This window comes from Flavobacterium sp. Flavsp81 (genome assembly GCF_059491325.1).
The window spans coordinates 1,317,497-1,333,845 of sequence record NZ_CP168505.1; the positions used below are offsets into that span (position 1 = coordinate 1,317,497).

At 34.9% G+C, this 16,349-nt stretch carries 8 protein-coding genes; all 8 read right to left on the reverse strand.

The features are described 5' to 3' along the window. Nucleotides 1-127: 127 nt before the first annotated feature. The 8 genes from ACEN92_RS05395 to ACEN92_RS05430 all read right to left on the reverse strand — a co-directional run bounded on the left by ACEN92_RS05395 (nucleotide 128) and on the right by ACEN92_RS05430 (nucleotide 16,188). On the reverse strand, nucleotides 128-1,231 hold the full coding sequence (locus ACEN92_RS05395; RefSeq protein ID WP_495641346.1) for a hypothetical protein: 1,104 nt from the start codon (nucleotides 1,229-1,231) through the stop codon (nucleotides 128-130). Nucleotides 1,232-1,239: 8 nt separating this feature from the next. Next, a complete protein-coding gene (locus ACEN92_RS05400) occupies nucleotides 1,240-2,763 on the reverse strand; it encodes a RagB/SusD family nutrient uptake outer membrane protein (RefSeq protein WP_495641347.1) in 1,524 nt (507 codons plus the stop codon). A 60-nt stretch (nucleotides 2,764-2,823) separates the two neighbouring features. Continuing rightward, complete coding sequence (locus ACEN92_RS05405) at nucleotides 2,824-5,928, reverse strand: SusC/RagA family TonB-linked outer membrane protein (RefSeq protein WP_495641348.1); 3,105 nt, start codon at nucleotides 5,926-5,928, stop codon at nucleotides 2,824-2,826. A 450-nt stretch (nucleotides 5,929-6,378) separates the two neighbouring features. Then, entirely contained in the window at nucleotides 6,379-10,533 is a 4,155-nt protein-coding gene (locus ACEN92_RS05410; protein WP_495641349.1) for a hybrid sensor histidine kinase/response regulator, read from the reverse strand. 244 nt (nucleotides 10,534-10,777) lie between these two features. Further along, entirely contained in the window at nucleotides 10,778-13,060 is a 2,283-nt protein-coding gene (bglX, locus tag ACEN92_RS05415; RefSeq protein ID WP_495642328.1) for a beta-glucosidase BglX, read from the reverse strand. 210 nt (nucleotides 13,061-13,270) lie between these two features. Continuing rightward, on the reverse strand, nucleotides 13,271-13,633 hold the full coding sequence (locus tag ACEN92_RS05420) for an NrtR DNA-binding winged helix domain-containing protein (RefSeq protein WP_495641350.1): 363 nt from the start codon (nucleotides 13,631-13,633) through the stop codon (nucleotides 13,271-13,273). After that, complete coding sequence (locus ACEN92_RS05425; RefSeq protein WP_495642369.1) at nucleotides 13,558-13,956, reverse strand: NUDIX hydrolase; 399 nt, start codon at nucleotides 13,954-13,956, stop codon at nucleotides 13,558-13,560. Before ACEN92_RS05425 ends, ACEN92_RS05420 begins: the two co-directional genes overlap by 76 nt. A gap of 147 nt (nucleotides 13,957-14,103) precedes the next feature. Continuing rightward, nucleotides 14,104-16,188: a beta-galactosidase gene (locus ACEN92_RS05430; RefSeq protein ID WP_495641351.1), complete on the reverse strand. Its 2,085-nt coding sequence runs from the start codon at nucleotides 16,186-16,188 to the stop codon at nucleotides 14,104-14,106. Nucleotides 16,189-16,349: the final 161 nt, after the last annotated feature.

Below are 16,349 nucleotides of genomic sequence, written 5' to 3' on the forward strand. Positions count from 1 at the left end.
TCTTAGTTAATGCGAATACTCCTTTATTTATAATTTCTGTTATATTATTTGAGACTGCATATTACTCCTATAAAAAAGGCTGTTTTTGACCACAACCTTTTTTTAGGAAACTAATACAAAACATCAATTACTGGTACCGAATTTTAATATTATCAAATTTTATTACACTTGGGTTCGGTGTGTCTCCCTGAGCGATTCCCACCTTAATTTCATTGATTTTAGAAACATTCAATGTAGTAGCCGGATTCGAACCATATCCATAATTATCTTTAAAGTCTGCTAATGATATTGTCTTTGTAGCCCAATTCACATCAGTTATTTTAAAATTATAGCCGTAGTTTACGCCATCAATAGTATTCAATTGAATAGCAAATTGAACACCTGGAACATTCGCGCTTACATCAATATCCAGAAAAGCCCTTGCTGCGTCAGTATTAGATGCACTTAAAAAATTAGCTCCACCTCCACCACTGCTTCCGTTGTAACCATTGGCAGTTGAACCTGACCATACGAATGTTGCATAATTGCCTGTTGGGCCGCCTGCCGTGTTTGTGTTAAAAGTATCGACATCACCATAAGCACTCCAATCTTTTCTAAGACCAGCTCCGTCAAAATCAACTACAAGAATTAATGTAGCAAACTCTATTGTTTTTTTTGCCATACCTCCCGGCGTAGTGATTACTAATTCTGATCCGGAAACTGCATCTGCAGGTAAACCGATAATGATTGAAGAAGATGAATTTACAGAATAACTGATTGCTTTTCCTGCTAACGTTATCGAAGAAACATTATAAAACCAGGTGCCTTCAATTTCCAGAGGAAACCCCGGAGTTGCTACAGCCGGAATTGTTTTTACAATAGTCGGGGCTGGCTGTAAAATCTCAATATTTTTAGTTACTGAACCAGTTCCCGTTACAAATGTAATGGGCTGTACGCCAAATCTGCTCCCCAGTTTTTCATCAAACGGAATAGTAAAAATAAACGCTTTATCTGAATTATAGTTTGGATTGAAACTGACATCAATTTTATTGTCCAGTGTAATCTTTTTTAATCCCTCTAAACCTTTGCCTTCCACTCTGACTTTATTAAGTGGAAAGGCCTGATTCAGTAAATCTCCGGGTTCAGCAACCATTGCGTCTACATTTGCTGTAACCATATCATCATTTTGACAAGCCGTAAAAGAAGCCAACGCCAAAAGAATTATAATTCTGTATTTAATTTTATTGATCATAGTATAAGTTAATTAAAGTTAAAAGGAACCGGAGCTTCTAATAATGATGGATTAGTATCAATGGCAGATTGCGGTAATGGCAATTCAAAATAATTACTTCCCGGAGTTATCTTTCTGGAAACCAGCTCTGTTCTGGCATCATCAGAATAAAAACCAACTTCCTGATTCGAAATAATTGCTGTTGCTTCAGCCAGGCCGCGACGTTTTAAATCAAAGAAATACTGCCCTTCAAGTGCAAACTCAACTCTTCTTTCATTAAACAATTCGTCTCTTGTAAGTACTGTTTTAATTGGTAATCCCGCTCTGGTTCTCACTTCGTTGAAGGCACTTAATGCAGACGCCGCTGTTGTAGAATTGGCTCCAGCCAAAACGGCTTCGGCATGCATTAATAAAATATCAGAATACCTTAATATAATCGTGTTTTGTGAAGTTCTCATAAAAAACACATCGTTTCTTTCGGCTGCAGAACCTACAATATACTTTCTGAAATTAGCCGCAGTAGAAGAATATATTTTTTTATACAGAAACCCGCCCTGATTCTTTAACAATTCAGGATAAAAGTCGCCATCAGTCATGATCGTGCTCTTTTTTCTGCTATCCTTTGGTTCGAATCCATTTTGCAATGAAATAGATGGCAGATAAACTCCCCAGCCGTCACCGCCTCCGGTTATTCCTGTGCCTCCAGGAACAATATATGCCTGATTGGTATTTTGAGTTCCCCATTCTGTAGCGATAGCTTTCCATTGCAAAGCAAACATACTCTCATTACTGTTATTGTTTTCCGGACTGCTAAATAAGTTTCCGTATTCCTGAATTAAAGTATACTGTTTTCCGATAATTTGCTGGGTTAAACCGGTACATTCTGCATATTCATGCAGGGTTAAATGCACTTTTGCAAGAATACCCATGGCGACCGTTTTATTAACATATCCTTTCTTTGCTGAAGTTTCAGGTAAATTTTCGATGGCATATTGCAAATCCAGTTTTATAAATTTATAAACATCTGCAACAATATTTCTTTTTGGCTGCGGTGCAGAACCTGCTTTATTAATAATCGGCACAGCTCCAAAAGTTCTTACCAAATAGAAATAAGCATTTGCTCTCATGAATCTTGAAATTGCAATAGCGTTTTTATACGAGGCTTCAGGTAATTCACTTTTTCTCTCTTCAACCAGACTCATTAGATTATTGGATTGATCGATAACCGAAAATAACGAAACGTATCCTTCTGTTAAGATTGGATTTTGTGAGGTTACCTGGGCATCTTTAAATTGTGCATAGGCACCATCAAATGTAAAAGCGTTGCCGGCGTACATATCCCCTACAGCAATTAGGAATTTATCATTAAAAGTAAACCAGGGCTTGAAGTACAGACTCTCAGCGATTCCGTCAAAAGCTGTAATTCCTTCCGGTAAATCGCCCGGGGTTAATTGATTTTCAGACGGTGCATTCAAAAATTCATCCGAGCAGGAAAGTAAAGACAGTAATGGTATAAGCATTCCCATCATAAAAAGTTTAAAAAGTTTTTTCATAACTGGTATTTTTGTGTTAACGATATGAATCATTAAGTTAAAATGTATGTTTTTATAATTTTAGAATTCTAAATTCATTCCTACAGAAGTCGTTCTTGGCACAGGATAACGCCCTAAATCAATACCACTCAGTGTTATATTTTGATCTAAATTTCCTAAAGCAGGATCAAATCCGGAGTATTTTGTAAACGTGTATAAATTTTGGACATTTACATACAATCTAATTTTAGAAAAAATAGATTCTTCGAAAATCTTATCAGGCAGATCATAGCTCAAAGAAACATTTTGAATTCTTAAATAAGAACCATCTTCAACAAATCTGCTCGAAATTCGACCATTACCATTTGGATCATTAAGTGTAATTCTTGGCACATCAGTATTTTCGTTTACTCCTGCTTCAAAGGCATTTAAGGCCTGAGTACTTACATTTGCAAACCGATCTCCAAATCCCGGGTAAATACCATCTGTGTAATGACGCGTAAAATTGTAGATTTCGTTACCCTGGCTTCCGGTTAAAACAACTGATAAACTGATGCTTTTGTATTTAAAGTTATTGGTGAATGCATAAGTAAAATCAGGAATTGCACTTCCTAAAGCTGCCTGATCCTTACTGTCAATTTTTCCATCTTTGTTTAAATCCTTAAAACGAATATCTCCAACTCCGGTTCCCGTTTCCTGAATTGGGCCTGCTGCTAATTCAGCAGCATTTTTGAATAGTCCATCGGTAACATATCCATAAAACTGTCCGACTGGCTGTCCTTCTGTTGTTCTGGTAACGTTATATAAATCGAATTGTACTTTTCCTAATAAAGATTTGCCGTCACCCTGAAAACTGGTCAGCTCATTATTGTATTTTGAAAAAATAATTGTGCTGTCCCACGTAAAATTATCGGTAACAATATTTCTTGTATTCAGTGAAAGATCAATTCCTTTGGTTACAATTTTACCTGTATTCAGATAGTAATTAAGGGCGCTTTGATTAGATTCATCATTGATTTGTTTTGTCAGGAAATCCGAAGAATTTTTAACATAATAATCAAAGTCTAATTTTATTCTGTCATTTAGCAATCCTAATTCAAAACCGGCATTGAAAGACTTAAGTGACTCCCATTTAATATCCGGATTTCCTAAATTATCAATTGTTGGAGATACTCCTCCAAAGGGAGATGAAATTAACGTCAGAATGGTTTGATATCTGTTTGACGGAATATTTTGATTTCCTACCGATCCGTACCCGGCTCTAAATTTCAAATAATTTACAGTAGTCGATAAAGGCTCAAAGAATTTTTCGTTGCTGACTGTCCAGCCTCCGGAAAATGAAGGGAAATAACCCCATTTATTATTAGGTCCAAAGTTTGACGAAGCATCTGCCCTTAATGAAGCTGAAAAAGAATATCGGTCTGAAAAGCTATAATTTAATCTCGAAATATAAGATGCCATAGACCATCTTCCGGAACCGTTTCCATTCAGTGCAGTATCGATATCACCTATGTTTAAGTTGGTAAAATCTTTATTTAAAAACTCCCCCGTTCTGTAACCGCTTAAATACTCATATTGACTTTCCTGCGCTTCCTGACCCAATAAAAAAGTAAAATTGTGCTTATCGTTTATTGTTTTATTATAAGTCAAATAATTTTTAATGTTCCAATAATAGCTTTGATCCTGCTGTTTGAATGATTTGTTTAAAAGTTCAGATACATTTCCTAAAGTATATTTAGGTGCAAAAGCACTGCTTTTTGAAAAATTTAAATCATATCCTAACTCTGATCTGAAAACCAAACCTTTGATAAGCGTAAAATCAGCAAATAAATTACCATTAATTTTAAATCTTTCACTGGTTGAATTATTGTATTCCGACAGTGCCACAGGATTTGTTGCTTCATTTGCCGAAGATCCCAATGTACCGGAAGGACCTGCAAAAGAACCGTCAGCATATCTGACCGGTAATTCAGGAGATTGTCTTAAGGTGTTCATAACTAAACCACCTCTGTCATCGTTTCTTACAACTTGTTGGGACGACTTACTTACCGATAAGTTGTTACCTATCTTTAACCAGGATTTAACATTAGAATCTATGTTTAATCGCATAGATAATCTGTTAAAATTTGAATTTAAAACAATTCCTTCCTGATCAAAATAATTTAAGGAAGTATAATAGCGTGTTCCCTCCTTTTCACCGGAAAAGGACAATTGATGGTTGTACATTGTAGCCGATCTGAAAAGTTCATCCTGCCAGTTTGTTCCCTTTCCTAACAAATCAGGTTTCTGATATTGATACGGAACAGGTTCACCATTTAATTGATAAATTTTTGTCTGATACTTAGCATATTGCGGTAAGTTTAAAACATCAACAGAATTTGTTACTTCCTGAGTAGCTAAATATGTTTCATATGCAAACTTTGATCTCCCTTTTTTTCCTTTTTTGGTTGTAATCAAAACAACACCATTTGCACCATTTGCACCATAGATTGCAGTTGCTGAAGCATCTTTTAAAATATCAATAGTTTCGATATCCGAAATATTCAAACCTGACAATGCAGAGTTTTTAGTCTGTCCACTTCCTCCGCCTAATGCGCTAAACGAAAATGAGTCATTATTTTTATCCGCAAAAACCGGAGTTCCATCGATAACATACAATGGTTCATTACCATTAATAGAAGTAATTCCCCTAATCTGAACAGAGATACCACCACCGGGCGTGCCTGAATTTTGAGTAACATTTACACCGGCCGCTTTACCCACAAGTGCCTGATCAATAGAGGTAAAAGGCTTGTCCTGAATTTCGGAAGCCTTAATAGAGGAAATGGCACCATTAATATCTTTCCTTTTTGAAGTTCCATATCCAATAACAACTACTTCATTTAATTTTTCAAGATCATTGACCATAGTTACCTGCATCACTGATGTTGTATTTGCCCGCAATGATAAATTTTTATATCCTACGTAACTAAAAAGCAGCATAGCATTTGCTTCCACATTGTTTAAAACAAAACTGCCATCAAAATCGGTAACTGTTCCTTTTTTTGTTCCTTCTACTATTACACTAACACCTGGCAAGCTGAAACCGCCTGATGTCACTTTACCTTTAACAGTTTGCGCAAAGAAAAAATTCCCCCACATAAATACTATTAAACACAATAGTTTTTTTAATGTTCTTTTCTGCATAAAATTTGGTTCTTTTAGAGTTAATTAAATAATTAGTTAATTTTTGGTTTAGAAAACATTTAATATTAATGGCTTGTTATCGCTCATTCTTGAATTGTGAGCAAAAATCATTTCTTAAATATTTCTTAACGAAAGTAAAATGTAGAGGAGTGCTATTATAGAACAGATGAAGCATATTGTGCAACAAATGATGCGAAAAAAACTTCTGAGACCCTATAATCATTAAAAAAGACAAAAATTCAAAATACAACTGTTGAAGTATTGGTAAAAATTTTAGTGAAAAAATAGCATTCGTTAAAAAAAAGCAATACTATTTTTTATATATGACTTTTTATTTGAGCTCAAAAGCAGCAGTTTTGAAAAAATTGACTGACAAAAAAAAGAGCTTCGATTTTAAAATCGAAGCTCTTTTTATTGCGTTTTTCTCTCAAAACGGCTTGCTTTAGCGTTTCATTCCTTTGTTCTTTTTTCTTGTGTAGGCAAGTGCCCGTATTTAATTTTATAGCATTTGGCAAAATAAGAAGGCGAAGTAAACCCAACTTTATAGCTGATTTCATTAATATTATTATTCCCCTGTTCGATTAGTTGTTTTGCTTTTTCTAATCGTACATTTCTAATAAACTCATTTACTGAAACACCTGTTAAGGTTTTTATTTTTCGGTATAACTGACTCCTGCTCAGGAAAATTTTAGTAGACAGCAACTCTACCGTCAACTGAGATTCGCTTATATTCTCATTGATAAAATGCAGAATTTTTTGAATGAAATCATTATCCAGTGAAGTCGTTTTTTCTTTTCCGTTTTTTGTGATTCCGCTATAAAATTTCTTAAACATGATTTGCCTGCTTGTAATAAGCTGTGCCAGACTGGATTTTAAAATCTCTAAGTCGAATGGTTTGCTCAAATACATATCGGCACCCGAATCTATACCTTCTAATCTGTCTTTCACCATTGCTTTTGCCGACAGCATTAATAGAGGAATGTGACTTGTTTTTAAATCTCCTTTTATGTTTTTACATAATTGCAGACCGTCCATTACAGGCATAATAACATCTGTAATGATTAAATCGGGTAATTTCTGGACAGCAAGTTCGTATCCTTTCTGACCATTTTCGGCTACAATAACCTTATATAATGTACTGAGTTCATCTTTCAAATAATTTCTTAATTCAGAATTATCTTCAACAATCAAAACAGTATACGCTTTTGCAGTTTCAGCTACAGAATTTTTAATTTCCTGATCAGCAAAATCATCTTCATCGTCCTGATCATTAGCAGATTCAGGTGACATTTTATTTTTGTTTTTTTCTATTTTAAAAGTCTCATCAACTACTTCATTTTCCTTATAAAAAGATTTACCTAACGGAAATAGTACCGTAAATTTCGTGCCTTCTCCCAGCTTACTTTCCACATCAATTTTTCCTTTATGCAGCTCAACAAATTCTTTTACAACCTCTAATCCGATTCCTGTGCTGCCGTAATAATCTTTATTTACGTTATTGAGCTGATAAAATCTGTCAAAAATTCTATTCAGATCTTTTTTGTCAATTCCTGATCCTGTATCTGTAATTGTTATTGAAAATGAAGGAACTTTACTTCCGTTAATTAACAACAAATTATTTTCATCTGATTCATCTATAGAAATAGCAATAAAGCCATTGTCCGGTGTAAACTTAAATGCATTTGAAATAATATTAAATATTATTTTTTCCAGCATTTTAGGGTCTAACCAATCTTCAAGTTCATCTGGTGATTCAAAATTAATAGTGATGTTTCGGACAGCTGCTTCCTCTTTAAAATAGCTAATAATTTCTTTTGTAAATGCCACCACTTCAATTTTTTTCACCTGAAGGAAGATTTTATTAAACTCTAATTTGTTAAAATCCATAAGCTCATTGATCAGCCTGGAAAGCCTGTCCGAACTTTTGTGTACGATTTTTAATTTATTATGTATTTCAGGAGACAAATTTTTGATTCTTAAAATATCTTCCAGGGGGTTAATGATCAACGTTAATGGTGTCCTGAATTCATGCGAAATGTTGGTGAAAAACTGTAATTTTTTATTATTTAATTTCTCTAACTGAATCGTTTTTTCTTTTTCTAAAATTATTGCATGTCTGGCCTTAAAACGATTTTGATAAATTTTATTGAAGTATATAATCAGGAAAACTAAAATAGATACATATATTAAATAGGCCCAAATGGTTTTCCACCAGGGAGGCAGAACTTTTATTTTTAGTTCTAATTGAGCATTGCCCCAGGAACCATCTGCATTAGCGGATTTTACTTTAAAAACATAATTACCGGGCTCCAGGTTTGTATAGGTTGCGGTTCTGTTATTCCCAACATAATTCCAATCTTTTTCGAAACCTTCAAGGTAATAGGCATATTGTTTTTTTTTAGAATTATTATAATTAATTCCCACATATTCAATCGTAAAAACGGATTGTGCATGGTTGAGAATAATTTCTTTGGTTTGAGAAATTACTTTGGTTAACGGCGAAGAATCTTCATTTGGTTTTACGGATCGATTGAATAATTTGAAATCACTGAAATAGAGCCTTGGTGCTTTTTCTGTTTTTTTGATTTCGTTAGGATTAAAATAATTTACTCCCTCGTATCCGCCAAAATACAGCTCTCCATTTCCATCTTTAAAAACTGCATTATTATTAAAATCGTTATCAATAAGACCATCATCTTTGTTAAAATTGGTGCTTTTTTTACTTTTAAAATTGAGTTTTGTTAATCCGGATCCGCCACTTATCCATAAAGAGCCATTATTATCAGAAATTATAGCACGTATTGATTTCTCTTTAAAACCGGGAAAATCATCATAATTTGAAAATACCTTATTTTTTTTATTATAACTGAACAATCCTTCGCCATCTGTTCCGATCCATATTTTTTTATCATTAGACTCATAAATTGATAAAATAGTTTGAATACTGTTATACTTCGTTTTATCGCTGAACATTGCATCCCGCATATTTGTCACTTTAAAACCTGAGTCCGCATTTAAGCTTACCTGATATAATCCTAAAATTGTTCCCACCCACAAAATATCATCAGAATCTACAAAAACTCTGCGAATAAAAGCTTTATCCAAAGAGTTTTCTACAAATGGTTTAGAGTCACAATGGACAAATGTGTTGCTTTTATTGTCAAAATAATGCAATCCTTTTATAAAAGTTCCGATCCAGATTCGGCCTTCTGAATCTTCCGAAAAACTAAAAATTCGATTCGATTTTAATCCTGCTGTATTTGCTGTATTGTAGTTTATGAATCTGGTAGTTCCATCTTTCAAAAAATAGATTCCACGATCCCAGCTTCCTATCCAGATATTTTGTTTACTGTCTATAAATATGGTCTGAATATCAACAGCATCTAAACCTGAATAGTACTTTTGAGTATTTTTGTTAACGTGAATATAACTTTTGTCAGTAAAATTATAAATATCGAGTCCTCCGCCTTCATTGCTTATTAATAAATTACCCTTTTTATCTTTTATAACCGAAGTTACATGACTGGCCTGTAACGAATTATCATTATTTACAAGTGACTCAAGTGAATTAAATTTGTTATTAGGTTTATCAAATACGCCAAGTCCCTTATTAAAATAACCTAACCAGAGCCGCTTTTCTTTATCTTCGTATAAGGACCAAACGGAATTAGATTTTAAACTGAAATTATTATACTTACTGTGCAAATATTTTTGCAGTACTTGTCCTTTATAATTTACAACCAATAATCCATCATTTTCGGTGCCGCAAATTATATAATCGTGACTGCTTTGTATAATAGATAAGATTTTATTTTTGGTAATAAAATAATTTTCAAATTGATAATTATCTGTTTCAGGTTTAATTTTTATCAGGCCATTTTCAGTCGTTCCCAGCCATAAATATCCAAATTTATCTATAACAAGATTTTCTATGTCATCTAATAAAGGCTCTCTTTTAAATTTGTCTTTATAAACCTGTTTAACTTTTCCATTTAAATCGATCTCTAAAAGGCCATAACTAGTTCCTAAATAAATAATTCCCTGCTTATTTTTTGCCGAGCATTTTATTAGAAAATTTGGTCTGTCCAATACCTTTGAGTGAACTAAAGAAGCTTTTAAAGTTTTTATATTAAGCTTGAATAACCCAAAACCATAAGCCCCTAAGATTAGGTTACCGTTATTATCCTGAATAATTGTTTTTACAGTAATTGGCTGATTATAACCTTTTACAATTGCATCCTCAATATTGATTTTAGTAAAATTATCAAGATCTCTATTGTACAAACACAAACCTTCATCAGTGCCGACCCACAAATTATTATCAGAATCAATAAAAGTGGCATAAATAAAGTTGCTGTTTACTGAACCTGGTTTTTTCTGATTGTATTCATATCCAAAATAATTCACCCCATCATATCGATACAAGCCCGCACCGTTCGTACCTATCCAAATAAAACCATTGTTATCCTGAATAATAGAGGAAACAGCTCTTTTTGATGTAGTTTCCTGTATGCTTCTAAATTGGTAGTTGTCAAATTTATCCTGAGAAAACAGATAGTTTACAAACACAAAATAGCATACAAGAATATATTTAATATTTTTCATTTACATCCAATATTATTATTTACCAATTTTATCTGAAAATAAAATTTACAAACTGATTCTATTTTTAAACATATATAAAACAATATTAATAAAACTAAACAGAATACTTACTTTTTCTATACAAATTCTGCCGTATTGCCAAAAACCTGAGTACGATTCACAAAGATTAATCGTACTCAGGATATAGGATCTTTTCAAAAAAAAATATACTATTTTTGAGAGTTTTCTTTCGAGTTCCTCAACATTATTTTAGTTCAAACTTGCCGGTAAGTCCTTCATTAGAATTCCAGCCGACCATGACATTAAACATACCTGGTTCAACTAAAAATTTGCCGTTATTGTCATAAAAACCAAGTGCTGCATCAGTTAATGTAAATTGAATAGTTTTAGTTTCGCCTTTTTTTAGTGCAACAAGCTCAAAACCTTTTAATTCCTTAACGGGCCTAACTACACTCGCAGCAACATCATTTATATACAATTGGACCACTTCTTTTCCGTCAAGATTTCCTGTATTGGTAACATCAACAGAAAGTTCAATTTTGTCTCCTTTTTGAAAGGAAGTCTTTGCCATTTTAAGATTTTTATACTCAAAAGAAGTATAGCTTAATCCATATCCAAACGGGTATAGAGGTGTTTTTTCTACATCAGTATAATGTGACCAAAAAACATTTTGATCTTTATCTGTCGGTCTTCCTGTATTGTACAGATTGTAATAAATTGGGCATTGACCTACATTTCTCGGGAACGACATTGGCAGCTTGCCGCTTGGGTTATAATCTCCATACAAAACCTGAGCGATTGCATTCCCGGATTGAGTTCCTAACTGCCAGGCTTCAACAATAGCAGGAATGTGCTCTGCAGCCCAGGGTAATGCTAACGGGCGGCCATTATTTAAAACCAAAACAATATTAGGATTTACTTTGTAAACTTCCTCTAATAACTGCTGTTGATTACCCGGCAGGCCTAATTCCGTTCTACTGCGTCCTTCTCCGCTTTGAAAACCGATTTCTCCTAAAACCATTACCACAACCTCAGCGTCTTTTGCTGCTTTTTTAGCTGCTTCAAATCCTGAAAAATCAGTGGTATTAATTTTTACTTCGTCAACAAACATTTGTTTATTTAGAGCCACATCAGTTCCTTTTTCATATACTAACGTGTTGTTTTTGTATTGCTGCATCCCTTCAAGAACCGATATTGCTGTATTATCATCAGCTGCAATTCTCCAGCTTCCCAAAGGACTGTTTTTATCATTTGCCAAAGCACCGATTAAAGCTATTTTAGCTCCTGCCTTTTTTAATGGCAGTAATTTTTTATCATTTTTCAATAAAACAATCGATTTTTTGGCTATGTCCAGAACGTCATCATTATTTGCCTTGCTGCCAATACTTGATTTTTCAAGGGCTTCATCACAATTTTTATATGGATTGTCAAACAGCCCTAATTCAAATTTTACTCGCAGAATTCTGCGAACGGCATCATCAATCACACTTTCTTTAACCAATCCTTTTTTTACTAACTGAACTAACTCTTTTACATAAATACCTGATTCCATATCCATGTCAGAACCGGCAATAGCTGCTTTTTTAGCCGCATCGGCACCATCAGCCGCGTAACCGTGTGTAATCATCTCGGCAATAGAAGCCCAGTCAGAAACAACAAAACCCTTAAATCCCCAGGCTTCTTTTAAAATATCTCTTTGCAAAAAGCTGTTTCCGGTTGCCGGAATACCATTTAGAGTATTAAATGAATTCATAAAAGTGCGAATTCCTGCATCGACTGCTGCTTTAAAAGGCGGTAATACAGTATTGTATAACTTAGAATTACTCATATCTACACTATTATAATCCCTGCCTGCCTCTACAAAACCATAACCTGCAAAATGTTTGGCGCAAGCCACGATAGAAGTATTGGCACTTAAGTTTTTTCCTTGAAAACCGCTGATTCTGGCGGTAGCAATTTTGCTTCCCAGATAAGGATCTTCACCGGCACCTTCCATCACTCTTCCCCATCTGGCATCATTCGAAATATCTACGTTAGGTGCAAAAGTCCAGTTCAATCCGGCAGCAGAAGCTTCAACTGCAGCCACTCTTGCCGAATTTCTAATTGTTTCTAAATCCCAACTTGCGGCCTCTGCCAATGGTATAGGACTAAGTGTTTTGTAACCATGTATAACATCAAATCCGAAAATTAACGGAATCCCAAGACGGGTTTGCTCTACAGCCATTTTTTGTACTGCCTTGACGTCTTTAACACCTCTTACACTCAACACAGATCCTACCCAACCCTTCGTTATGTTATTGTATTTTTCTTCATTAGAACCCGACTCCGGTTTTGGTCCTGTAAAATCCCACGAACCATTGTATTGATTCATTTGTCCTACTTTTTCTTCCAAAGTCATTTCTTTCATCAAAAGTGAAATACGCTCTTCAATCGGTTTATTGGCATCCATATGCTTTTTTGTCTGAGCATACCCGTTTCCAAAAACGATTAGCAATAAAAATGCATATTTTTTAATTTGTTTTTTCATCATTGTTGTTAATAAAGTCGTTAAACATGTAACTATCTCTTAGATTATATGTTTTTATTATAATTTATTTTGAATAGTATAATTCTGCAAGTTCATTTAACATGAAATCAATAAAATTCAAGGCTGTAAATGTAGTTTTACCAGTAGTTATCAGAATAGTACATTTGAAGCATTATACAAAACAAATGATGTATTTACATAACTCCACTATCAATAAATAAAGAGATTACTTCTATTAAAAAATGAAAAAATATTTTTCAATTGCCAGCTTTTCATATCCCTGACATTAAATTTATACCGTCTTTCAGTTTCAATTGTAGTACCTCTTTGCTTATCAACAAGAGGCAGTATAATTTTTTTCTGTACAATCTTTTTACAAAAACCTGATTCATTAGCCTCAAAACCCAATATTTCCTTATAAAGATTTGTTAGCTCAGATAATGTAAATTCCTTTGGTAAAAGCTCAAAACCCACTGCTAATTCACGTAAATCATTACCTAATTGATACAGACCAAAATCGAGAATTTTATTATGATTAAACAATAAATCCGGTACATCAGTGACTTCCACCATCTCTTATAGTACTGACTGATGCCAAAAATCGTTTTATACTCTTCAATATTTATCAGTCCATAATATCCTATTGTTACCTTCCGATCTGACTCTTTCTGTCCAAAATCGATAAAAGTTTTTAACTGCCTTATAAATATATTTTTTCCAATTCCATATTCCTGCATCAGGCGAGATGCCGCATCATCGGCACTTTCATTATTTTGAAGCGTGCCGGTTAAAATTTCCCATTTGGCATTTGTACAAATGTTCTCCTTTGATAATAGAACTTTAAGAGTGCCATCATCATAACAAAAAACAGCAGTGTTTATGGCAATCTTACTCATAACATATATTTCTAGATTATTAAATTGCTATCGCTAAATTTAACATCAGGCAGTTTGGTACAATAAGTATAAGATGACAGTCACGAAATTATATTTTCAAATTACAGATTTCGCTGTTTTCATTTTATTTATTTTACCGGAAATTCATTATTCATTCCAAACCATCACACCGGCAGGTTTCAGCGTTTTCTCCCCAACCAGTACTTTGGCATTTGCAGGCAAATTCATTGTATAATCGTTCGAGGAATAATTTACAGCCATATAAAATCCGTCGCGCCAGTAAACGTATATTCCTTCAGGATAATCCTCTGTGGTGGCCCCCGCTTTCGCATAAATCTCACGTAAAACATCCTTTTCAAGCTTTGAATCGTCAGTATCTACACCTATATAAGTAACTGTTCCTTTTCCTATCTTGCGTTGTACGACTGCTGCTTTACCTTTATAGAACTGGTTATTGTAAGTAGCAAGCACTTCGGTATTTTTATCGGCATCGAGCAGATCAGCCCAGTTGTTCCAATTATAATGGGATGATCTCATCAAAATATCTCCTTTGGCATAACCCGAAAGCATATCGGTGGCTTTAACATGTGCACCAATAAGATCAGAAATGGGAGTCGCCCATTCTCCTTCCCAGAAATGTCCTGCGCGATCTTTGGTCGCCGTGCGGCAGGTAATAATCAAATGACCACCGTTTGCTGCATAATCGTTCCATTTCTTTATTAATGCCGAATCGGCCAATTCATAGGCCGGAACAATAAGAAATTTGTATTTTGAAAAATCCGCAGTTTCGGGAATCACAGCTGTAGGAGCACCAAAGGATTTTGCCATTTCAAGAAACTTTACAGGGTAGTTCCATGCGTCCCATTGGAAGGTTTGCTTTTGTCTGTCGATGGACCAGAAATTCTCCAGATTCCAAAGAATGGCTGTTGACCTTGCAGTCAGTTTTTCGGGTATTTTTGTATTGGGTTTGAAGTGCTTTCTAAGCTCTTTTATTTCCTTTATGAACTGCATATAATCCTCCCCTCCCGCTGATGGTGTCACGCCATCGGTCTGCATAACTCCGGCATGGTACTGCTCAGAACTGTACAAAACCTGACGAAAACGATAGGAACAGGCAATCCTCCCACCGGCAGCAAAGCTGTGATACAGCCACATACGCACCGTACCGGGCATCAAGAGCGGGTTATAAGAGCCCCAGTTAACCGGTCCCGGCTGCATTTCCATTACTCCGGAAATACCTCCGACCGATTTATAATACTCAGCTGCAAAAAGAACGACCTTACTATTGCCTAATCGAAACCCTATGTCACCAATATTATCAGTCCCGCTGTTAGGATAGGCAGTATAGGTAGCAAAATCCATTTTCTTTGTTCGCCTTGGATCCGCTCCGGTACAAATGGCAGTATAATTTGTGGTAATGTATTGTTCCTTCGAAATCGAATTACGCAAAACAGTTGCCTGTAAATCGAGGAATTCGGCCTGTGCATCTGCCAGGTAACGTTTAAAATCGAGCAGCGCATGAGGATTGTTACCCCACCATCCTACCAAGTCTGTGTTGGGAATGATTACCTGATCGAAACTGTTGAACCATTGACTCCAGAACGCCGTTCCCCAGACAGCGTTTAAAGTATCGATGCTTTTGTACTTGTTTTTAAGCCATTGCCTGAAAGCCTCCTGAGAAGAAGGGCTATAGTCGGAAATTGCGGGAGGCTCGTTATCAAGCTGCCATCCAATTATGTTTTTATTCTGCCCGTAACGCTTGCCCATTTCGGTCACGATTCTTTCAACAAATGTGCGGTATTTAGGATTGGTGATCGAGCCTAATCCCCGTGTACCATTCTCGCCTCGGATGTAATTGCTGTACATGATAAAAGTTTCAGGATAATTCACTCGCATCCATGTAGGAGTGGTTGCCGAAGGGGTACACATCAGTACCTTCAAATTGTTTTTTACACACAGGTCAACTACCTTATCCAGCCAGGCAAAATCAAATTTGCCTTCTTCGGGTTCCATTTTATACCAGGCAAATTCCGCCAGATGGACGAACTCGAAACCCATATCGGCGATTTTCTTGATATCCCGCTCCCACTGGTTTTCTTTCCACTGCTCGGGATAGTAATAGATTCCGGTTGTTACCAGATTTTTATCCGGAAAATACGAGCTGGTATTTTGTGATTTCACGGTCATTCCGGAAATCATTATTAACATTAATGCCATTAAATACTGCTTCATAATCTTATATTATTGCATTTTTTTAAACTATTCTAGTTTTAAAAATTCAAAACCAGAATAGTTTTGTAAATAATGAACTGATCCTAATTCAGGAACAATGATGATTATTTTGTTTATTTTTCTGCAAGGTTTTTTGACCTTATAGCATTAGATTTTTTAGA

What these genes read in the sequence shown, in the direction of transcription:
- ACEN92_RS05420 (WP_495641350.1), bottom strand. Translation starts at nt 13,633, where the DNA reads ATGGTGGAAGTCACTGATGTACCGGATTTATTGTTTAATCATAATAAA.
- ACEN92_RS05430 (WP_495641351.1), bottom strand. Translation starts at nt 16,188, where the DNA reads ATGAAGCAGTATTTAATGGCATTAATGTTAATAATGATTTCCGGAATG.
- ACEN92_RS05405 (WP_495641348.1), bottom strand. Translation starts at nt 5,928, where the DNA reads ATGCAGAAAAGAACATTAAAAAAACTATTGTGTTTAATAGTATTTATG.
- bglX (WP_495642328.1), bottom strand. Translation starts at nt 13,060, where the DNA reads ATGAAAAAACAAATTAAAAAATATGCATTTTTATTGCTAATCGTTTTT.
- ACEN92_RS05395 (WP_495641346.1), bottom strand. Translation starts at nt 1,231, where the DNA reads ATGATCAATAAAATTAAATACAGAATTATAATTCTTTTGGCGTTGGCT.
- ACEN92_RS05425 (WP_495642369.1), bottom strand. Translation starts at nt 13,956, where the DNA reads ATGAGTAAGATTGCCATAAACACTGCTGTTTTTTGTTATGATGATGGC.
- ACEN92_RS05410 (WP_495641349.1), bottom strand. Translation starts at nt 10,533, where the DNA reads ATGAAAAATATTAAATATATTCTTGTATGCTATTTTGTGTTTGTAAAC.
- ACEN92_RS05400 (WP_495641347.1), bottom strand. Translation starts at nt 2,763, where the DNA reads ATGAAAAAACTTTTTAAACTTTTTATGATGGGAATGCTTATACCATTA.